This is a genomic window from Serinicoccus sp. JS2-9 (assembly GCF_059025165.1).
In genome coordinates, this window is sequence record NZ_CM180091.1 from 973,973 (window position 1) to 992,906 (window position 18,934).

16 protein-coding genes are annotated in these 18,934 nt (G+C 71.3%); 10 read left to right on the plus strand and 6 right to left on the minus strand.

What is annotated here, in order from left to right:
- The first annotated feature begins 1 nt into the window (after nucleotide 1).
- The 3 genes from AC5PYY_RS04870 to AC5PYY_RS04880 all read left to right on the plus strand — a co-directional run bounded on the left by AC5PYY_RS04870 (nucleotide 2) and on the right by AC5PYY_RS04880 (nucleotide 3,330).
- Entirely contained in the window at nucleotides 2–955 is a 954-nt protein-coding gene (locus tag AC5PYY_RS04870; protein WP_493898669.1) for a carbohydrate ABC transporter permease, read from the plus strand.
- Nucleotides 952–1,857 carry a carbohydrate ABC transporter permease gene (locus tag AC5PYY_RS04875; protein WP_493898670.1) on the plus strand — a complete coding sequence of 302 codons (906 nt, stop codon included), beginning with the start codon at nucleotides 952–954 and terminating at the stop codon, nucleotides 1,855–1,857. Before AC5PYY_RS04870 ends, AC5PYY_RS04875 begins: the two co-directional genes overlap by 4 nt.
- Before the next feature lie 75 nt (nucleotides 1,858–1,932).
- Entirely contained in the window at nucleotides 1,933–3,330 is a 1,398-nt protein-coding gene (locus AC5PYY_RS04880) for a VWA domain-containing protein (RefSeq protein WP_493898671.1), read from the plus strand.
- A gap of 33 nt (nucleotides 3,331–3,363) precedes the next feature.
- Here the strand turns inward: AC5PYY_RS04880 and AC5PYY_RS04885 are convergent, their stop codons facing one another.
- From AC5PYY_RS04885 to AC5PYY_RS04895, 3 genes are all read right to left on the minus strand, one after another.
- The gene (locus AC5PYY_RS04885; RefSeq protein ID WP_493898672.1) at nucleotides 3,364–4,035 is read right to left on the minus strand and encodes a DUF4097 family beta strand repeat-containing protein; all 672 of its coding nucleotides are present in this window, start codon (nucleotides 4,033–4,035) and stop codon (nucleotides 3,364–3,366) included.
- A 101-nt stretch (nucleotides 4,036–4,136) separates the two neighbouring features.
- Nucleotides 4,137–4,799: a response regulator transcription factor gene (locus AC5PYY_RS04890; protein ID WP_493899327.1), complete on the minus strand. Its 663-nt coding sequence runs from the start codon at nucleotides 4,797–4,799 to the stop codon at nucleotides 4,137–4,139.
- Nucleotides 4,800–4,801: 2 nt separating this feature from the next.
- Nucleotides 4,802–6,220, minus strand: coding sequence for a sensor histidine kinase (locus AC5PYY_RS04895; protein WP_493898673.1), 1,419 nt, complete (start codon nucleotides 6,218–6,220; stop codon nucleotides 4,802–4,804).
- A gap of 455 nt (nucleotides 6,221–6,675) precedes the next feature.
- On the opposite strand from AC5PYY_RS04895, the gene AC5PYY_RS04900 reads away from it, so the two are divergent.
- The 3 genes from AC5PYY_RS04900 (at nucleotide 6,676) to AC5PYY_RS04910 (ending at nucleotide 10,351) form a co-directional block, all read left to right on the plus strand.
- On the plus strand, nucleotides 6,676–8,238 hold the full coding sequence (locus AC5PYY_RS04900; protein ID WP_493898674.1) for an ATP-dependent DNA ligase: 1,563 nt from the start codon (nucleotides 6,676–6,678) through the stop codon (nucleotides 8,236–8,238).
- Nucleotides 8,239–8,355: 117 nt separating this feature from the next.
- Entirely contained in the window at nucleotides 8,356–8,697 is a 342-nt protein-coding gene (locus AC5PYY_RS04905) for a DUF3592 domain-containing protein (RefSeq protein WP_493898675.1), read from the plus strand.
- 133 nt (nucleotides 8,698–8,830) lie between these two features.
- Nucleotides 8,831–10,351 carry a long-chain-fatty-acid--CoA ligase gene (locus AC5PYY_RS04910; RefSeq protein ID WP_493898676.1) on the plus strand — a complete coding sequence of 507 codons (1,521 nt, stop codon included), beginning with the start codon at nucleotides 8,831–8,833 and terminating at the stop codon, nucleotides 10,349–10,351.
- Nucleotides 10,352–10,519: 168 nt separating this feature from the next.
- Here AC5PYY_RS04910 and AC5PYY_RS04915 read toward each other — a convergent pair whose 3' ends face one another.
- On the minus strand, nucleotides 10,520–11,656 hold the full coding sequence (locus AC5PYY_RS04915) for a hypothetical protein (protein WP_493898677.1): 1,137 nt from the start codon (nucleotides 11,654–11,656) through the stop codon (nucleotides 10,520–10,522).
- A gap of 182 nt (nucleotides 11,657–11,838) precedes the next feature.
- Here AC5PYY_RS04915 and AC5PYY_RS04920 point away from each other — a divergent pair, with 182 nt between their 5' ends.
- Nucleotides 11,839–12,789: a hypothetical protein gene (locus AC5PYY_RS04920; RefSeq protein ID WP_493898678.1), complete on the plus strand. Its 951-nt coding sequence runs from the start codon at nucleotides 11,839–11,841 to the stop codon at nucleotides 12,787–12,789.
- 111 nt (nucleotides 12,790–12,900) lie between these two features.
- Here the strand turns inward: AC5PYY_RS04920 and AC5PYY_RS04925 are convergent, their stop codons facing one another.
- A complete protein-coding gene (locus AC5PYY_RS04925) occupies nucleotides 12,901–14,148 on the minus strand; it encodes an NAD(P)/FAD-dependent oxidoreductase (RefSeq protein WP_493898679.1) in 1,248 nt (415 codons plus the stop codon).
- Nucleotides 14,149–14,315: 167 nt separating this feature from the next.
- On the opposite strand from AC5PYY_RS04925, the gene AC5PYY_RS04930 reads away from it, so the two are divergent.
- Together AC5PYY_RS04930 and AC5PYY_RS04935 are read left to right on the plus strand one after the other, a co-directional pair.
- Nucleotides 14,316–15,188 carry a nucleotidyltransferase family protein gene (locus AC5PYY_RS04930; RefSeq protein ID WP_493898680.1) on the plus strand — a complete coding sequence of 291 codons (873 nt, stop codon included), beginning with the start codon at nucleotides 14,316–14,318 and terminating at the stop codon, nucleotides 15,186–15,188.
- Nucleotides 15,185–15,469: a PqqD family protein gene (locus tag AC5PYY_RS04935; protein ID WP_493898681.1), complete on the plus strand. Its 285-nt coding sequence runs from the start codon at nucleotides 15,185–15,187 to the stop codon at nucleotides 15,467–15,469. The genes AC5PYY_RS04930 and AC5PYY_RS04935 overlap by 4 nt, the downstream gene beginning before the upstream one ends.
- Nucleotides 15,470–15,494: 25 nt before the next feature.
- On the opposite strand, the gene AC5PYY_RS04940 is transcribed toward AC5PYY_RS04935, so the two are convergent.
- Nucleotides 15,495–18,287: a choice-of-anchor L domain-containing protein gene (locus AC5PYY_RS04940; protein ID WP_493898682.1), complete on the minus strand. Its 2,793-nt coding sequence runs from the start codon at nucleotides 18,285–18,287 to the stop codon at nucleotides 15,495–15,497.
- A 268-nt stretch (nucleotides 18,288–18,555) separates the two neighbouring features.
- Between AC5PYY_RS04940 and AC5PYY_RS04945 the strand changes: the two genes are divergently transcribed.
- Nucleotides 18,556–18,921, plus strand: a complete 366-nt coding sequence (locus AC5PYY_RS04945) for a hypothetical protein (RefSeq protein WP_493898683.1) — start codon at nucleotides 18,556–18,558, stop codon at nucleotides 18,919–18,921.
- Nucleotides 18,922–18,934 lie beyond the last annotated feature (13 nt).

Genomic DNA, 18,934 nt, shown 5'->3' on the forward strand with positions numbered 1-18,934 from the left:
GATGGCGACCACCACCGACACCACCGACACCGCAGGCGGCGCCGCCCCGGCCGCGGAGCAGAGACCGGTCCCGGCGGCCCGCGCCACCGCAGCCCGCGGCGGCATGGGCACCTACTACCTCATGCTGCTGCCGGCGCTGGCCCTCTTCACCTTCTTCATCACGCTGCCCGGCCTGGCGGGGATGTTCTACTCCGTCACCAACTACGTGGGCTTCGGCGAGTGGGAGTTCGTCGGGCTCAACAACTACCGGGTCATGTTTACCGACCCGAAGATCCTCTCGGCCTACGTCTTCACCATCGGCTTCTCGGTCGTCACCGTCATCGTCGTCAACATCGTCGCGATGCTCCTGGCACTGGGGCTCAACGCCAAGATCCGGTTCAAGACGCTGCTGCGCGGGGTGTTCTTCGTGCCGATGGTCATCTCGGGCATCGTCATCGCCTACGTCTTCAACTACCTCTTCGCGACCTCGCTGCCGACGATGATGCAGGCGCTCGGCGCGGAGGGAGCGCTGGGCGAGAGCATCCTGGCCAACGAGAACCTCGCCTGGGTCTCCATCGTCATCGTCACCGCCTGGCAGGCGATCCCGATGTCGCTCATCATCTACCTCGCCGGGCTGCAGGCCGTCCCCGAGGAGGTCTACGAGGCCGCCTCGCTCGACGGTGCCTCCCCGGCCAAGCAGTTCTGGTCGATCACGCTGCCGCTCATGGCGGGGTATGTCGTCATCAACACCGTCCTCGGCGTCAAGAACTTCCTCAACGCCTACGACATCATCGTCGGCCTCACCAACGGTGGCCCGGGCACCTCCACGATGTCGGTCGCGATGTCCATCTTCACCGGCTTCAACAGCGGGGACTATGCCTACCAGATGGCCAACGCGGTGATCTTCTTTGTCGTCACCGTGGCGGTGTCCATCCTGCAACTCCTGCTCATCCGACGCAGAGGAGTCTCGCTGTGACCGCCCAGCCCGCCAGCACCGAGTCGGCCGCCACCGCGGAGGCCGCCGAGAAGGGACGTCCACGTCCGGCACCGCGCCGCACCCGGGGTCGGGTCAACTGGCCCGCCACCCTGCTGCTCCTGCTCGCCTCGCTGTCCGTCCTGATCCCGCTCTACTTCACCGTCTCGATGGCCTTCAAGACGTCGGAGCAGGCGGTGCAGGGCGCCGGCTTCTCCTTCCCCTGGCCGGTCAACTGGGGCAGCTTCGTCGACGCCTGGACGCTGACCGACTTCCCGCGGTCGTTCACGATCTCGCTGCTCATCGCGGTCGGCACCGTGGTCGGCACGCTCGTCATCAGCTCGATGGCGTCCTACGCCATCGCCCGCAACTGGAAGCGGCGGTTGTTCCGCTGGTCCTACTTCTACCTGCTCGCCGCGATGTTCATCCCGTTCCCCGTGGTCGCGTTGCCGCAGGTCAAGCTCACCGCGCTCATGGGGATCGACGGCCCGGTGGGCGTGACGATCCTGCACATCATGTTCCAGATGTCGTTCAGCGTGCTGCTCTACAGCGCCTTCCTCCTCTCGATCCCCGAGGAGATCGAGGAGAGCGCCCGGGTCGACGGGGCGACCACCTGGCAGGTCTTCTGGAGGATCATCTTCCCGCTGCTCGCGCCGATGAACGCCACGGTCGGCATCTTCGCCTTCCTGGCGTCGTGGAACGACTTCATGATGCCCTCGCTCATCACGTCCGACCCCACGATGCAGACGCTCCCGGTGGTCCAGAACATCTTCCAGCTGGCCTTCTCCACCAACTACAACATCGCCTTCGCGTCCTACCTCATGGCGATGCTCCCGACGATCCTCGTCTACATCGTGGCCCAGCGCTGGATCATGGAGGGCGTGACCCGCGGCGCCATCAAGTGATCGTCACCCACCGGGTACTGTGTCGGCGTTCACACGGCGGAGGCCGACCGAGCTCGTGGAGGGGGCTAACTCGTGATGATGTCCAGACGACTCACCGTCCTGGTGTCGCTGTGCTGCCTGGTCGGCGTGAGCGGCTGTGACGGTGAGGAGGACGGGGCGAGCACGCCGAGCGGGGAGACCACGCAGGCCGCGACCGACGAGGCGTCGGCCAGCAGCGCGGCGGAGGCGTCGGGTGGTGAGATCGCGGTGCTCGAACCGGTGCCGTGCGAGGACGCGACCCGGGAGCCGACCGAGCTCGAGTCCACCCTGCTGATCGAGGCCGGTCCGTACTCGGGGGACAGTTTCGACGCGGAGGCCGCAGCGGAGGCGGTGCTGGCGATGGATCCGCAGACCGAGGACGAGTGGGTGCGGGCGGTGGCCTCGCAGGTGCAGGGCGACCATGCTGCAGCGATGTGTGAGCTCATCAGCTTCTCTCCGGATCTGGGTGACACGGCCGCGCCGACGGCGGGGCCGCCGGAGACTGCGGCGGTGGGGCAGAACCACTTCGCCCTGGTCCTCGACGCGAGCGGGTCGATGGCTGCGCAGAGTTCGGGTGGGACCCGGATGGATGATGCGAAGTCGGCGATCGAGGACTTCACGGACGCCCTGCCTGCGGGGTCGACGGTGAGCCTGCGGATCTACGGGCACGAGGGGTCCAACTCGGAGGCGGACCGCGCGGAGTCGTGCGAGAGCTCGGAGGTCGTCTACGAAGGTGCCCTGGGGGAGGGGTTCTCGGAGGCGTTGGGCCAGGTACAGCCGGTGGGCTGGACTCCGCTGGCGCGGGCGATCGGGGACACCGAGGGTGATATCGACCAGGACGCGACGGACGCGATCGTGTATGTGGTCACCGACGGGATCGAGACGTGCGAGGGTAACCCGGTCGCTGCGGCGGGCGCGCTCGCGGAGGCCGGGATCCAGCCGGTGGTGAACGTCATCGGTTTCCAGGTGGGTGACGCGGACCAGGAGGCGTTGGCGGCGATCGCGGACGCTGGTGGTGGTGCGTACACCCAGGCGGACTCGGCGGCTGCGTTGGAGGAGTACTGGAAAGAGGAGGCCTCCCGGTTGAGCCGGGCCTGGACGGAGTGGCAGGACGCCGAGAGCTACCGGCTCGACGACGCCCGCGCCGACCTCCAGGAGCGGAACCGTGAGGTCTACCAGGACCTGCGCGGCGAGCTGAGCGACGACCTGCTCAACAGCAGTCAGGTGACTCGGGAGCTGCGCGACGCCGACGCGTTCGGCGACGACGCTCAGTCGCAGGAGATGATCGACCTGATCAAGGGCTACTTCGACGAGCGGTACGACTACGTCCAGGACCTGGGCCACCAGAACAGCGAGACCGTCTCGAGCCTGTTCACCGACCAGATGGCCGACCTCTACAGCGAGAGCACCTCCACCTGGAGCGAGCTCTACGAGGAGAGCCTGCAGGACGACTGACCCGGCTGCGGGCGGCGTGCCGAGCGACGAGGCTCACTCGGCGTCGACGTCGATGTCGCCGAGCGTCGTCTCGAGGTCGAGGGTATGCGGTGCGTCGGGATCGCGGCGCACGTCCGGGTCGATGGTGACGCTGCCCTGGCTGCTGTCGGTGCTCACGGCATACGCCTCCGCGGGCACCTGGACCGCCACGGCGCCGAGGGTGCTGCGGATCCGCACCTGGTCCGGCGCGACGGAGGAGCGGAAGTCGATGTCGCCCAGGGTGGCGCTGAGCGAGGCCTCGGTCGAGGAGCCGTCGACGGTGATGTCGCCGCCGGTGCCCTCGACCACGACCGTCCCGCTGGTGGTGACGTCGACGTCGCCGAAGCTGGTGTCGATCTGGAGGGCCGTGCCGGCCGGCACCCAGGCGACGAGGTCGACCGAGCAGACGCCGAGGTTGGTGCCGGTGCACGGGGCCTCGACCCGGACGCTGCCGTCGTCGTCGGTCGTCGTGGTGACGTCGGGGCGGGTCAGGGCCCAGGTGCTGCGCGACTCCAGCCGGGGGCTCTCGGCCCCGAGCACCTCGCGGACCTCGACGTCGCCCCGAGGCGCCTCGAGGATGAGCGTGCTCACGTCCGAGGGGAGGGCGGTCTCGTCCGTGCCCTGCTGGCGCAGCATCTCCGGCGCCGTCGACGTGGCCCCGCCGAGGACGAGCATGAACGTGATCACGACACCGACCGCGCGGAGGCCGCGATGACTCGATCGGCTCGACTGGCTCGGGCGAGGACCGCCGGTCCGCCGGGTCGGGCTCGGCGTGTCGGTCGGCGTGCTCACTGCGCGTCACCGGCCCCGTGGTCGAGCCACTGCAGCACGGCGAGGACCCTGCGGTGGTCCTCGTCGGTCGGCGGCAGGTCCAGTTTGGTGAAGATGGAGGAGACGTTCTTCTCCACCGCCCCCTCACCGATGAAGAGCTCGCGGCTGATCGCGCTGTTGGTCCGCCCCTGCGCCATGAGCCGCATGACGTCGCGCTCGCGGGGGGTGAGCCGCTCCAGCGGGTCGGCGTTGCGGGCGCGCGACATGAGCTGGGAGACGACCTCCGGGTCGAGCGCGGTCCCGCCCGCGGCGACCGCGCGCAAGGCCTCGACGAAGTCGCTGGTGTCGGCCACCCGGTCCTTGAGCAGATAGCCGACGCCCTTGGCCCGGCCCGCGAGCAGCTCGGTGGCGTAGCGCTCCTCGACGTACTGGCTGAGGACGACCACCCCCGTGTCGGGCAGCTCGGAGCGCACCTGGAGCGCGGCCTGGAGCCCCTCCGCGGTGAAGGTCGGGGGCATCCGGACGTCGACGACGACGAGATCGGGCCGGTGCTCGCGGACGGAGGTGAGGAAGGTCTCGGCGTCCGGGCAGGCGTCGACGACGTCGAAGCCGGTGGCCCCGAGCAGGCGGACGATGCCGTCCCGGAGGAGGACCGAGTCCTCGGCGAGGATGACGCGCAGGCTCACGGCATACCCCTCTCGCGTAGCGGCAGGGTGATCGACACGATGGTGCCGCTCCCGACCGGTGAGTGGACGTGGACGTGGCCGTCGACGGCGCTCGCGCGCTGCCGCAGACCGGTGAGGCCGCTGCCCTCGCCGACCACCGCGCCGCCGGCCCCGTCGTCGGAGACGGTGACGGCGAGCAGGTCTCCGGTGAGGCCCCGCGCGGTGCCCAGCTCGACGACCGCGCTGCGGGCGTCGGCGTGCTTGGCGATGTTGGTGAGGGCCTCGGAGACGCAGAAGTAGGCGATCGCCTCGACCGTCGGATCCAGCCGCTGCTGCGGCATCCGGTTGACGACCTGGACGGGCACCGGGCTGCGGGCGGCGATCGCGGAGACGGCGGCGTCGAGGCCACGGTCGGTGAGGATGGGCGGCACGATGCCGCGGGCGACCTGCCGCATCTCGGTGATCGCCTCCTTGCTCGAGGAGTGCGCCTCGTCGAGCAGCTCGCGCACCTGACGGGCCGCCTCGGCGTCGTCCGGGTTGCGGTCGAGCGCGTCGCGCGCCAGGCCCAGGCTCATCGCGATGGAGACGAGGCGCTGCTGCGGGCCGTCGTGGAGGTCGCGCTCGATCCGGCGGCGCTCGGCCTCGACCGAGTCGATGGTCTCCTCCCGGCTCGTGGTGAGGGTGTCGACCCGCTGGCTCATCTGCTGCAGCTGGGCCTCCTGGTCCTCGCCGAGCAGCCATCGGGCCAGGGCGACATCGACCCCGGCGAGGCCGCGCGCCACGACCGGCAGGCCGAGGAGGACGACCATCCCGACCAGCCAGGTGAGGAGCAGGCCCAGGGTCGAGGTGATGCGCAGGGTGCCGAAGAGCGTGACGCCCTCGCCCACCCAGGCCCATGCGGGCAACGTCGCCAGGAGTGCGGCCTGGACCGCCAGGGCCAGCGTGAGCGCACCGCTGAGGATGCCCCACAGGCCGTGCAGCCCGACCCAGCCGAGGGCCCGGAGCCGGGGCTCGTCCAGCCCGAGGAAGCGCCGCCATGCGGGAGCGGTGGACCGGGAACGTTCGCCGATGTCGAGGCCGAGGAAGGCCGCGATCCGATGGCGCTCGAAGCGGGCCAGCAGCCAGGAGCCCCAGATCGCGGGCACCAGCAGCACCAGCCCGGCGCCGAGGCCGGGGATGGAGAAGAAGCCGCCGATCGCCAGGGCCAGCAGCACGATCGCGGCGACGCCGGTGAAGATGCCGGTGACGTTGTAGGGGATCGCCCAGGCCTGTCGGCCGAGCCATCCGGCCGCGCCCCGCGGGGTCGGTCGGGTGTGGTCCCCGGCTGCCGGGGCGGCCGCGTCGTCGACCGGACCGCCGGGGGCCTCGACCAGGCGCGGCATGTCGGCCGGCTCGAGGTCGCCCGGCCCGTCGGGAGCGCTGGCGTAGGAGGTCATGGGGTCCACGGTAGTCAGCGGCGCGACGGCCCAAGAGGCAGCGCGCCCCCGAACAGCAGGGGGGATAACCCCCGTCGGCGCCGGTGCCCGGAGGTCAGCGGCCCCACACAACACAAAGGGAGGGCGCGTCGGTCCCGTGACAGCCGACGCGCCCTCCTCAACGAACACGCCTTCCCCCCCGTCGGGGCGAGACCATCGGGCGGACTGCAGGGGGTAGACGCCCGCCCGCTCGGTCCGCGCCTCTCTCGGCGTGTCCGTACCGACCAGTCACCGTGGCGACGAAGGGGTACGACATCCCACGACGTCTGATCGATGTCTCGACGTTACTCCTGGTTTCGCAAAGTGCGGGTATGGACTTGGTATGGAGTTGGTCAAGTTTCTGAGAGTCGCGCGTGCCCTCCCGCCGCGACCCTGCTGCCGCGCCTGGCGCTCAGCGGCAGGTCACACTGTCCTGTATGCAGCTCGCCACCGTCACCGGCACGTCCGCCCAGGTCGCCGCGACCCGCTCGCGCACGGCCAAGACCGCGCTGCTGGCGCAGACCCTGGCGGAGGCCGCCGAGCAGTCGCCCGGGTGCGAGGGCACCGACGCTGTCGACCGCGCCGACCGGGACCGGCAGGTCGAGGTGGTGGCGGACTACCTCGCCGGCACGCTGCCGCAGCGGACCGTCGGGGTCGGCTGGCGCGGGTTGCGCGATCGGCCCGACCCGGCGGAGGAGTCGACGCTGACGGTGCTCGAGGTCGACGCCGCGCTCAGCCGGATCAAGGCGATCGGTGGCCAGGGCTCGGGCGCCGAACGGGCCGCGGCCGTCGGCGACCTCTTCTCCCGGGCGACGGAGGAGGAGCAGGCCTGGCTTACGGGGCTCATCACCGGGGAGTTGCGCCAGGGGGCGGGCGACGGGGTGATGCTGCCGGCCATCGCGCAGGCGGCGGACGTGCCCGAGGCGCTGGTCCGCCGCGCCGTCATGCTCGCGGGCTTCCCGGGGCCGGTGGCGCGAGCGGCGCTCACCGACGGGGCGGCGGCGCTGGAGGCGGTCCGGCTGGAGGTGGGGCGGCCCCTGCGTCCGATGCTGGCGGGCTCCGAGCCCGACGTCGCCGCGGCGGTCGACGGCGCGACCGAGGTCGCCCTCGATCTCAAGCTCGACGGGATCCGGCTGCAGGCCCACCTCGACCGCGCCGCGGACGTGCCGGTGCGGCTGTTCACCCGGAGCCTGGAGGAGATCACCGACCGGCTGCCCGAGGTGGTCGAGGCGATCAGCGCCCTTCCCGCCGAGCAGGCCGTGCTCGACGGCGAGGTCATCGCGCTCGCGGAGGACGGCCGGCCCGAGCCGTTCCAGGTCACCGGCGCCCGGACCGCCTCGCGCACCGACCCGGCCGAGCTGGCGCGGACGACGCCGGTGACGACATACCTCTTCGACCTGCTGCACCTGGACGGGCGCGACCTCGTCGACGAGCCGGCGCATGAGCGGTGGGCGGCGCTGGCCGAGCTGGCGCCGTCGCTCGTGGTCGAGCGCGTCCTCACCAGCGACCCGGAGGCCGCGCAGGCGTTCTTCGACGACGTGGTGGCGCGCGGGCACGAGGGGGTCGTGGTCAAGGGCCCGCAGGCGCCGTATGCCGCGGGTCGCCGCGGCGCCGGCTGGGTCAAGGTCAAGCCGCGCCGCACCGCCGACCTCGTGGTGATCGCGGTGGAGTGGGGCAGCGGGCGCAGGCAGGGGTGGCTGTCCAACATCCACCTGGCCGCGCGCGGTGAGGACGGCGAGCTGGTCATGGTGGGCAAGACGTTCAAGGGCATGACCGACGCGATCCTGCAGTGGCAGACCGAGCGGTTCCTCACGCTGGAGACCGCACGCGAGGGGCATGTGGTGCACGTGCGTCCCGAGCAGGTCGTCGAGATCGCCTACGACGCGGTGCAGACCTCGCGTCGCTACCCGGGCGGGATCGCTCTGCGCTTCGCGCGGGTGCTGCGGTATCGGGACGACAAGACTCCGGACGAGGCCGACACCCTAGATTCCCTCCAGTGACCCCACTGGGCTTCGCGTGTGGTTGCTGACAGAGCGACCGGGCGTCGCTGATGGTGGCTCGCCGCGGGCAGCCGGTGGGATAGCCTGCCCGCGACATGACGTGCGGAGGGCGATGACGTGGGGCGACGAGTCACGACGACGGGCACCGTGGTGCGCTGGGACCACCGCCGGGTCGGCACGACTACCGCCCTCGACAAGCAGCGGTCCCTGCCGGTGGTGCGCTTCACCACCGAGGACGGCAGCGAGGTCGAGGCGATGGCACGGGTCGCGCTCGATCTCGGGGTCTACCGCACCGGTCAGTCGGCCGAGGTGGAGTATGACGTGGACGCCCCCGAGGACGCCACGATCCGGCTCGATGGCCTCGGACGCCACCCCGTGCTGGCCTTTGTGCTCTTCGCGGTGGTCGTGCTGGTTCTCCTGGTCGTCGTGTTCCCCATGGTGGCCAGCCGCCTGCTCTGAGCGGCCCGGCTCCGAGGTCACCGCGCTGCGCAGGACAGGCGGGCGGTCCTTTGGCACGATCAGTGGGCAGTGCATCTCGCAGCGGCGCCGCACGAGAGCGGTGCCGCACACCGCATACCTGAAGGGGTCGACGATGACCAGCGCCAGCGCCAACATTGCCCACAACCTCGCCGCCACCGCCGAGCGCGTGCCGGACCGGCCGGCGGTGATCCTGGACGACCTGGTGCTGCCCTATCGCGACCTGGAGCACGCGGTGCGCCAGCTCGCCGGGTGGCTGCGCAGCCAGGGGATCGGGGCGGGTGACCGGGTGGCGCTCATGCTCCCCAACGTGCCGACCTTCCCGATCGTCTACTACGCCGCGCTGCGGCTCGGCGCCGTCGTCGTGCCGATGAACCCGCTCTTCAAGAAGCGCGAGATCCAGTTCTACCTGGAGGACTCCGGGGCGAAGCTGCTCGTGGCGATGCCGGGCGACGACGCCACCGCAGCGGCCGAGGCGACCGGCACCCAGCTGCTCGCCGTCGGCCCGGAGGGGCTGAACGCCTACATCAGCGGCGACGAGGCCACCGACCCGGTCGAGGAGATCGCCGAGCGCTCGGGCGACGACACCGCCGTCATCCTCTACACCTCCGGCACGACCGGGCGGCCCAAGGGCGCCGAGCTCACGCACAGCAACCTGCAGACCAACCAGCTCGCGACCACCGAGACGCTGCTCCACCTCGACGAGGACGACGTCGTCATGGGCTGCCTGCCGCTGTTCCACGTCTTCGGGATGACCTGCGGCATGAACACCGCCTTCGCGACCGGCGCGGCGCTGACGATGATCCCCCGCTTCGACCCGGCCAAGGCGCTGGAGGTTATCGCGCGCGACGAGGTCACCGTCTTCGAGGGGGTCCCGACGATGTATGGCGCGATGCTCGCCGCCGCGGCTGCCGCCGACACCCCGCCCGACCTGTCCACCCTGCGGACCGCGGTCTCTGGCGGCGCCAGCCTGCCGCTGGAGGTGATGAAGAAGTTCGAGGAGACCTTCGGCGCGACGATCCTGGAGGGCTACGGACTGTCCGAGACCTCGCCGGTGGCGTCCTTCAACCACCCGGACGCCGAGCGCAAGGCCGGCTCGATCGGCATACCGATCCGCGGGGTGGAGATGAAGCTCACCGACCCCGAGGGAGCCGATGTCGACACCAGCGACCCGGAGGCGGTCGGCGAGGTGTGCATCCGCGGGGAGAACATCATGAAGGGTTACTGGGAGCGCCCCGACGCCACCGCCGAGGCCATCGACGACGACGGCTGGTTCCACTCCGGCGACCTGGCACGCGTCGACGAGGACGGCTACTACTTCATCGTCGACCGCAAGAAGGACCTGATCATCCGCGGCGGGCTCAACATCTACCCGCGCGAGATCGAGGAGCTGCTCTACGAGCACCCGGCCGTCGCCGAGGCGGCCGTCATCGGCACCCCGCACGAGGAGCTCGGGGAGGAGGTCGCGGCGTATGTCGTGCTCGCGCCGGAGGGCGACGCGACGGAGGCCGACCTCATCGAGCACGTGAAGAGCCAGGTCGCGCCCTACAAGTATCCCCGCACGGTCACCTTCATCGACGAGCTGCCCAAGGGGGCCACCGGCAAGATCCTCAAGCGGGAGCTGCGCGACGCCTGAGCCCCGGGTCGCGGTCGCTGGCCAGGAGTGGAGGTGTCGTGACCTTGCGCAGGCGTGACGAGTGGGCCCCTACGCGCTGGCGGTGTGGTGACCCTGGGTGGTCGTGGTGGCTACGTGTCGCCAGGGCGACGCAGGGTCACCACAACGACACATGGTCACCACGGCAGGTCAGGGCGTGTGCTCGGCGCGGTGGCTGGCCGTCCGGATCTCGACCGGCCGGGTGTCCGGCGCGACGACGTGCCAGCGCCCGCCGCTCTCCGGTATGACGTCCACGTCCGGATCCGGGCAGCTCACCTCGGGCAGGGGCGCGGTGGCGTGGAAGTCGTCATCAGCCCGGTCCTCACGCAAGAGCCCGCCCTTCGGCACGGACAGCCACAGCTCGGTCCGGTGGCTCAGGCCCCGTCCCACGGAGAAGCCGTCGTCGGAGAGGGCGGTGAGCTCGGCGGTCGACGACTCCAGCCGCAGGCCGCAGGGCAGGTCGAGTCCCAGCGCCAGGATCGCGGCGGTTCGGGCAGGCACCGCCAGCTGCTGGTCCAGCAGACCGGTGGGGTCCCCGGGTGTCACCGACACCTCCGCACCGAAGCCGGTCGGGTTGAGCAGGTGCAGCATCCGCTGCCCGTCGGAGGTCGCCGAGGTGGTCGCGACGACGCCGGGCACCGAGGTCGACAGCGAAAGATCACGGCTAGCCCCCAGCCACTCCGCGAGCAGGCTGAACAGCTGCGGGCTGCCCGGCACCCCGGCGGCCAGCACGACAGCGCGGCCACCCGGCCCCATCTCGACGCCGAGGCCGCAGACCGCGCCGCCGACGTCCTCGACCAGCGGCACCGCCGCCTCGTCCTCGTCCCAGGTGAGCGGCTGCCACCAGTCGACCCGCATCTCGTCCCAGGCCGCGGCCGGCCCCACGCCGCGCACCGAGGCGAAGTGCCGATGGCTCGACTCCACCCGCTGGCCGGCGCGCACCCCGAGCGCGTCGGCCAGCACGGTGCATGCCCGGCCCCGCGTGTCCCGCGTCGGGACCGGCCCGAGCAGCAGCAGCCCACCACGGTCGCGCAGGTGCCTGACCAGCCGCTCCTGCACGTCGCGGGAGAGCACGTCGCCGCAGGCCAGGCCGACGACTCGCGGCCACGCCCCGTCCGAGGACAGGTCCACCGCCCCGAAGCGCCACCCGTCGAAGAGCCAGGAGCGCCACAGCGCCTTGCCCGGCCCCGGGCCCCGGTGCCGCTCGAGGTCGGAGACGATCTGCCCCATCGATTCCGAACCGGGGTGGCGGTACTCCGTCATGAAGGCGTCCGGCCAGAAGCTCACGGCCAGGTCGTCGCGCTCCTCCCCACCGGCCCCGCCGGTCCTGCCGTCCCGCCGTCGTCGCGCGCGTATGCCTGATGGCCACTGTCGTCATACCTGTGGACAACTGCACCCGGGGTCTGCTGACGACGGGCAGACTGGCGGATCACGGCCCTGGCCACCTTGGGCCGTGGTGAGGGGGAGACATGTCGAAGGTCGTGACGCGCCAGCGTGCGCTGAAGCGAGGCGTCACGCTGTCCAGGCAGCGACATCTGCTGGCACGCGGCGACTGGGGGAGGGTCTTCGACGGGGTCTTCGTCATGCACGGCGGGGAGGTGACCTATCTCGAGCGCCTGGAGGCTGCCGCGCTCGCCCGTGGCGAGGGCGCCGTGGTCAGCCTGCTGTGCGCGCTGCACCTGTGGGGTCTGCTCGACCGACAGCCTCCTGTCATGACCCTGGCCGAGCCCGCGGCGACCCACCGTCGCCGAGCCCTGCCCGGGGTGCGCGTCCGCCGCCGCCGCAGGCTTGCGACCACGCGGCGGCACGGCATACCCGTGACGACGCTGGCGCAGACCCTCATCGACGTGGGCGGCACCGCGCCCCTGGACGACCTCATCTCCTGGATCTCCCGCGCCGTGGCCACCCGGAAGGTCACCCTGCCGGCCCTGCGGGAGGAGCTGGCACACCACCCGCTGCACCCACGACGGATGCTGCTCGCGGACATCCTCGAGGCGGCCGAGTCAGGTCTGGAGAGCGTGGCCGAGATCCGGTATGTGCGTGACGTCGAGAAGCCGCACGGGCTCCCGCCCATGGCGCGCCAGGTGCCGCTCGACGGGACGGCGGCGATGGCGGACGGTCGCTGTCGGCGGATCGACTTCCGCGACGCGGAGCGCCGCTTGGGGCTGGAGATCGACGGTGAGCTCGTCCATCGGGACAGGCAGACCGTAGACCGGCGGCGTGACCGCGAGGCCGCGGGCCGGGGCGACACCAACCTGCGGGCGGGGTGGTTCGAGGTGCTGGAGAGCCCCTGCGAGCTGGCCGCCGACGTGGCGGTGGCTCAGCTGGCGCGTGGCTGGCAGGGGACTCCCCGCGCGTGCTCCCGCGACTGCGCGCTGCTACTCGACCCGCGACTGCGGCTGGTCGTGAACCGGGGGTGATCGGTGTGGTGACCGTGTGTGCTCGTGGTGAGGCTGAGTCGCCATGGCGGCACGCACCCACCACGACCACGCAAGGTCACCACGCGTCAGCCCGGCCGGTCACCGGGCGGCTCAGCCGTCGCGGCGCTGCAGATAGCCCTCGGCGGCCCGCTGGCCGCTCACCATGGCCCCCTGGATCGAGCCGGTGTCCATGTGGTCGCCGGCGAGGATGAGCCCCGGCTCGACCTCGAGGGGGGTGCGCGCCTGCAGTGGGGCGGGCTGCACCGGCAGGGCGTAGTGGATGTCGTCGCGCCGCAGCAGCTCCCAGTCGTCGGTCGGGACTCCGTAGATCCCGGCCAGCTGCTCGGCCACGGCAGCGTCGGTCACCGGCTCGACGCCCGGGCGGAGCAGGCTGCTGGCCTGCACCAGGTGGCGTCCCGGCGGCGCGTAGGACGGCGCGGCGTTGCTCATCACCGTCGTGTTGATGACTGGTCCGCCAGCCTCACGTTGGTCGATGACGAGCAGGGCGAGGTCGGAGGGTGCGTGGTCCACGGCATACCAGTGGGTGGTCACGCCCTTGCCCGGCGTCGCCTCCCGCCCGGTCAGCGCGGCCGCGGCCTCGGCGCCCGTCGCGACGACGACGAGGTCGGCGCCCAGCTCCTCCCCGGCGGCGGTCCCCACGGTGCCCGGCCCGACCGACTCGACCTCGGTGCCCAGCTCGACAGGGGTATGCAGTCTGCTCGCCAGCTGCTCCGGCAGCGCCTGCATGCCGGCCTCCGGCACACCCGGTCGCCCGAGCGCGAACATCCGCGTCAGCAGCCGGGTGAAGGCAGTCGAGGTGCTGCCGTCGTCCTCGAGCAGCACGCCCGCGAGGAAGCTGTCGACGATCCGGCGCAACGGCCCGATGAGCCCGGCGCGATCCATCGACTCCCGCCGCGGCAGGTCTTCCAGGCCCCCGCGCAGCACCCAGTCCTCGCGCAGCGCGGGTGCCGCCCACCGGGCCAAGGCAGCCAGCGTCGCGGGGTGCAGCTTGCCCGAGCGCATCGTGGCCGTGATGAGCCCCGGCTCGCGGCGCGGGTCCGCGACGACGAGCAGGTCGTCGGTCCGGTCGCTGCGGCACGCGACGCCGCTGGGAAAGGTCTGCAGCGCCAGTGCGTCGACGTCGACGAGCGACTTGACCATCGGGTAGGCCGGGTTGAGCAGCTGGAAGCCGCGGTCGAGCAGGAAGCCGTCGACGCGGTCGGTCCGCACGCGTCCTCCGACGGCGTCCGCGGCCTCGAGCACCCGCACGTCCACCCCCTCCTCCTGCAGGGTGAGTGCGCAGGTGAGACCGGCGAGGCCGGCTCCGACCACAAGGACGTCAGTCGTGGAAAAGGACATGGCAGGCAGGGTATGTCGGTTCGCTCACGCCGTCTTGTTACGAGGCAGTAATCGCGGTTGCTTCACCCGGCGCCAAGCAAAAGTCTGCCCCTGGGTATGCGCGGGCAGCGGCCTGTCGGACCCGTGCTTCGGTGGGTTGCTGACCTGGCCTTCTCTAGGATGTCGGCGTGACCGATGACCCCCAAGCCCAGGTGCCGGTCTGGGTGCGCGCGGAGTTCGGGCACGCCGTCGTGCAGCGCCTCGCCGACCTCGTGGGAGCAGACATCCTCCACCTCAAGGGCGCCGCCACCGACGTCGAGCTGCGCACCCGCCCGGAGGGCGGCAGCGACGCCGACGTGCTCGTCCGCCCCGCGCACCTCGACGCCCTGCTCGGCGCGCTCTGGGCGCACGGCTGGACGCGCTACAGCTCCTTCGAGACCGGCAGCGCCTTCGAGCACGCCACCACGGCGCAGCACCCCGACTTCCTCTACGCCGACCTGCACCGCTACAACCCTGGCTTCGACGCCGATCCCGGGCTCGCCTTCTCCGTGCTCTGGCAGGCGCGTGAGCCCCGCCAGATCGCGGGTATGCCGTGCGCCGTCCCCGACCGCGCCGGTCGGGTGCTCGTCCACGTGCTCAACCAGGCGCGCTCGCGGCAGCGTCGCTGGACGCGCGAGCAGGTCGCCGCGCTGCTGCCCGACACCGATCTCGGCGCGTTCGACACCCTGGTCGCCCGGCTCCAGGCCCAGGTCGGGTATGCCGCAGCGCTCGGCGAGCTGGACCGGCACCGCGGTGCCCGGACCTACGCGCTGTGGCGCTCGACCGTGACCGGCGGCAGCCGGGTGCAGGAGTGGCTGGCTCGAGTGCGGGCGGCCGAGTCGTGGTCGGCCAAGGCCCGCATCGTCGGCCGCGCGCCGCTGGTCAACATCGACCACCTCGGGCACCGGCTGGGCCACCGGCCGTCCCGCCGCGAGGTGGCCCGGGAGTTCGTCGCCCGGCCCGCCCGCGGGCTGCGCGAGGAGTGGACCAAGCTCACCCGACGTGCCGAGCAGCCCCGATGACCTGGCGACGCCCGCCCCACGTCGCCCTGGTCTTCGACGGCGGGGCGACGGGCACGGCATACCTCGCGACGCTGCCGGACGGACCGATCATGCGCCTCGACGGCGTCGGTGCCGCGCTGGTGCGGGCGGTGGAGCAGGGCGACGGCACGGTCGCCTCGATCTCGGCCGAGCTCGCCGCCCTGCTCGACCTCCCGGCCGACGACATCGACGAGGAGGCGGTCGCCGACTTCCTCACCGAGCTGGCCGATCAGGGTCTCCTGATCGCGGTGATAGACGCCTGACCGGCCGCGCCTCTGCCGCCTCGACTCAGGCGGTGTTGTCCTTGAGCAGGTCCCAGGCCTGGAGGTAGAGGTTGATGGCGGTCCGCGCGTCTCCTGAGTCGGACGCCTCGTCCGCGTCGGCGATGAGCGCGTCGACCTCGGCCAGGATCGGCTCGGGCACTCCTTCGTCAGGGGCGGTGGCGCGGCTGGTCGCCACGAGGTCGGCTGCCGCCTCGACGAGGTTGTCGGTCAGTGCCTCGATCATCTCGGGGGGCAGGTCCGAGCGGTCGAGATCTCCGACGACTTGCCGGATGAGGGCGAAGACACCACCGCCGCCGGGCACGGCGACATGGCTGTCGTCCACCCACAACCGGTCGCGCAGCGCGCGGTCCAGGGTGCGGATGGCGGAGGCGACGGCGCGGTCGTCGTCGTGGTCGGCCAAGGTGGCGCGCACCCGCTCCAGCGCTGGTCGGGGCTCGAGCAGCTCGTCTTGGAGCATGTCGAGAAGCTCATCGCGGTTCGCAGGCCCCTCGCCCGGCGGGAGTGCCGCGAGTTCCTCCATCGCCGCGATGGCGGCGGCGAGGACCTCCGGGTCCTCAAGGTCTGGCACCGTCACGATGATGGTCGTGGTGTCCAGGATCTTCCCGGTCGCGGTGCTGGTCAGCTCCACCTCGACGTCGTAGACGCCCGGGACGGCGCCGTCGGTGTCGACCGTCAGCCCGAGCGGGGCGGTGTCGCCGGTGGCCACCTCCAGATCGCCGGGCCCGACGACCCCGAGGCCGCCGTCACTGACCTGCACCGAGTAGGTGTCATCCCGCTCGCCGACGTTGCTGACCTCGGCCGGGACCGAGCGGACCCCCGCGTCCGGGAGCAGCACCGCCGTCCCGGCGGCGGACAGCAGCGCGTCGTAGTCACCGGTGAGCACGCCGAGCTGGTCGGCCCGCTCCACAGTCAGCTCGTCGTCGATGGTCACCTCCGGCGCCGGGGTGCTCTCCCCAGCTTGCCCGATGGCGCCACCGTCGTAGCGCAGCGCGTCCCAGTCGTCGTGACCGTCCAGCACGCCGAACGCGCCGTCGTCATTGATGTCCGCAGTGAGCCCGGACAGATTCGCCGCGCCCGTGCAGTTCCAGTCGATAGGCCCTGCCGCCGCGTCCGTCACGGTCTCGCCGCCGCCGCACCACCAGCGCGTGCCGAAGGTGCCCACGAGCGCGTCGGGGTCGAGCCCGACCGTCTCATCGAGTGCCGTCTCGTCGAGCGCGGCCAGGGTCTCGCGCGAGAAGTCCAGCGTTCCGTCGGTCCCGCCGTCGCGCAGACCGGGGAACTGGAAGCTGTAGCTCATGATGCTGAGGTAGTTGGGCTCGCGGTTGCAGTTGTCGTCGCCGCCGTGCCGCAGGCCCAGGTTGTGACCGAACTCGTGCATCAGCGTGCCGCGCTCCTGCGCGAGGGTGAAGCCGGAGCCGGAGTTGAAGGCTCCCTGACTCACGATGAGGTCGGCCGCCGTGATCCCCCGGCTGATCCCGGACGAGCCACTGCCGGCATAGGTATCGGCGTAGACGGCGTAGTGGAAGACGTCGCGCCGCACGTCGTCGAAGTTGGCGTCCTTGACCGCATCGAAGTCGGCCCATCCGTAGCCGCTGCTGGCCGTGCCCGTGGACCCGTCGCACCGCTCGAAGGAGAAGGAGCCGCTGACGTTGCTCCCCAGACTGGTCTGATGGGCCACCGGCCCACCGCGCCCCTCGCCACCCCAGGCGCCTCCCGTCGCCGGATGCGGTGATCCGGGCCCGGCATCGACGTGCAACGTGATGCCGGTGGAGCCGTCCGGGTTGGTCACCGGGGCGTCGGCGAAGGCGTCGACGGTCGCCTGGATCGCGGCGGCGCGTGGAGAGAAGTCCTCGCCACCCCAGCAGATGAGCCAGATGCACGTCGGGTCCTCGTGCATCCAGTCGACCTCGAGGAAGACGTCCTTGCGATCCGGGTCCGCCCCCAGCGCAGGCAGGTCGAGATCGGTCACCCCGTCGTTGTCGACGTCCAGGCCGTCGGTCTCCCACGCATCCGGTAGACCGTCCTCATCCCGGTCACCGATGTCGATGATCCCGGCCTCACAGTCCTGGTCGTAGAGCCACCGCGCGTTGTCCAGCGCCACGGCCGAGTCGTAGATGGAGTCGCCGACGTCCTGGATCGTGAAGGTGATCAGCACCTCGCCGGCGTCGTTGAGCTCGGCGGGAGTCACCGCGGTGAGCATCGGCGTCGATCCGTCGAACGTCGTCTCCGTGTCGTCGGCGAAGCCGACGATCGAGTTGATCGTCATCGCGTTCCCCTCCGCGTCGTAGGCGAAGTTCCAGGGCGTGACGATGCTGCCGTTGCTGAAGGAGATGTCGGACTGCACGATCTCCGCAGTGAAGGCGTCGTTGTAGCTGCTGCCCAGGTACTCGGGATACTCCTCGGAGAAGAAGCGGAAGTCCACCGCGAGGCAGGTGGCTCCGGTCGGGGGCTCCAGGCGCATCTGCAGCTGGGTCTGGTCCTCCCCTGCGGCACCGACTGGTCCGTCGAGATCGATCCCGCTGCTGCCCGAGTCATCCGGTGCGGTGATGTCTGAGGCACGTCCGGTGGACAGGACCAGATAGTCCGGTCCGGCGACCGGGAAGCCGGCGACGGCGGCCGACTCCACGGACGCGCCTGCCTGATCCCCGGTATACGTCGTGCCGAGGACCGCCGACGTCAACTCGATCGCATCAGTCAGGTCGCTCTCCGCGGTGAAGTCCGCAGCCGCCGGCGCGGCCGCCAACGGCGCCGCCACGAGCGCACCGATGATGAATATTCCCCTGCCCACCGTCTTCATGATGACCCCTTTGTCAGTGTGGTGGTGACCTAGATCACGCTACAGTCACGCGCTATGCCGTGTCACGGGTCCAGAGGATGATCCCTTCGGCCTCGAGGAAGGTCTGGTGAGGCAGGTGGGGCGAGTCCGTGTCGGGTATGCCGTGGCACGGGTCGTTCTGGCAACGGGTGCAGCGGCACTGCTGGCATCCTGCAGCTCGTCCGTCCCGAGCACCGGTGGTGAGTCGGGCGCCGCGACGGACAGCGCCACGTCTGATGCAGCTGCCGGCGTGCCGGCCACGGGGTCCTCCGAGCCGTCCGAGGGGCTGTCGGCCCAGGAGGCGGAGAGCGTGGGCGTCCTGACCGGCGACTACGACGCCCTGGTCGAAGATCCTGTCCTGGTGGGGACCACGGACGGCTGCCAGGTCTTCGCGACCACCGTGCGCAACGTGGGCGAGCGTGCGGACAGCTATGTCTTCGAGGCTGACGGGGTCGAGGTCGACACGGGCGAGGACGGGCCGAGCCTCGACGTTGCGGCGTCAGCGGCCACCAGCATCACCATCACGCGCTGCCCCGACGATGGACCAGCCCTGGTGCGTGTGCTGAGCGACGGCCTGGACGGTGGGCTCGTCGAAGAGATCGTGCTCGATCGCTGACCGGCCGTCGACG

Bases quoted from the DNA above. Each gene is read 5' to 3' on its own strand.
- AC5PYY_RS04870 (WP_493898669.1), top strand. From the start codon at position 2: ATGGCGACCACCACCGACACCACCGACACCGCAGGCGGCGCCGCCCCG.
- AC5PYY_RS04880 (WP_493898671.1), top strand. From the start codon at position 1,933: ATGATGTCCAGACGACTCACCGTCCTGGTGTCGCTGTGCTGCCTGGTC.
- AC5PYY_RS04895 (WP_493898673.1), bottom strand. From the start codon at position 6,220: ATGACCTCCTACGCCAGCGCTCCCGACGGGCCGGGCGACCTCGAGCCG.
- AC5PYY_RS04900 (WP_493898674.1), top strand. From the start codon at position 6,676: ATGCAGCTCGCCACCGTCACCGGCACGTCCGCCCAGGTCGCCGCGACC.
- AC5PYY_RS04910 (WP_493898676.1), top strand. From the start codon at position 8,831: ATGACCAGCGCCAGCGCCAACATTGCCCACAACCTCGCCGCCACCGCC.
- AC5PYY_RS04920 (WP_493898678.1), top strand. From the start codon at position 11,839: ATGTCGAAGGTCGTGACGCGCCAGCGTGCGCTGAAGCGAGGCGTCACG.
- AC5PYY_RS04925 (WP_493898679.1), bottom strand. From the start codon at position 14,148: ATGTCCTTTTCCACGACTGACGTCCTTGTGGTCGGAGCCGGCCTCGCC.
- AC5PYY_RS04935 (WP_493898681.1), top strand. From the start codon at position 15,185: ATGACCTGGCGACGCCCGCCCCACGTCGCCCTGGTCTTCGACGGCGGG.
- AC5PYY_RS04940 (WP_493898682.1), bottom strand. From the start codon at position 18,287: ATGAAGACGGTGGGCAGGGGAATATTCATCATCGGTGCGCTCGTGGCG.